The 686-nt window shown below is 61.7% G+C and carries 2 protein-coding genes; both read left to right on the top strand.

What is annotated here, in order from left to right:
* Positions 1–303: hypothetical protein (locus NS334_RS18855; protein ID WP_206542669.1), on the top strand; the 303-nt coding region annotated here is incomplete at its 5' end.
* Between the two features lie 42 nt (positions 304–345).
* Positions 346–686: hypothetical protein (locus tag NS334_RS16135; RefSeq protein WP_206542670.1), on the top strand; the 341-nt coding region annotated here is incomplete at its 3' end.

Here is a 686-nt window from a genome sequence, read left to right on the forward strand (position 1 = left end):
GAGCAAGAAGTACGGAAAGGCGAAAGCCCGCAAGTCCGTCCAGTTCTCGAAGCGCTAATTCGAGTGCTAAAATTCGCGGCAATTGCCGCGTGCATCGAGTTGCAGAGGGCGCCGCGAGGCGCCCTTTTTGCTGCGTCCAACGACGCCGTGTTTCGACGCGAATTAGCGCAGTTTTTCAAGAAAACTTGCGTGTGCGTGCAAACGAAATTGGAACTCGGGCCTTCTAGCGTGCTGGCTCGCACTGGCGCTGCATCACCGCATTATCTGCGCCTGCGGACGTTGCATCACACCGGGCTGGGGTGACCTATGTCGTTCGATCCATCGACGCTCTATTTGTTCGCCACCATGGTCGCGGGCATGCTCGGCGCCATGCTCTGGTTGTTCGGCAGGCAGGAGAACATTCACGCGTTGAAATGGTGGGGCACCGCCTATCTGCTCGGCGCAGCCTCCGTCGCGCTGTGGACGGTCGGCGGCTCGACGCTCGATCGGTTCGTCCTGCTGGGCCTCAATGCAATCGGCTTCGCCGCATGCGGCATGGTCTGGAATGCCGCGCGTATCTTCCACGGCCGCAAGGCCAATCTGCCGGGCCTCGTGCTCGGTCCGATCGCGTGGATCGGCGCTGTGACGACGATCGAGGATCCCGCGATGCGGCTGACGATCGGCGCCGGGATCGTTGCGGTCTATGC

The sequence above is a fragment of the Sphingomonas endophytica genome (genome assembly GCF_001476895.1).
Lineage (GTDB): Bacteria > Pseudomonadota > Alphaproteobacteria > Sphingomonadales > Sphingomonadaceae > Sphingomonas > Sphingomonas endophytica_A.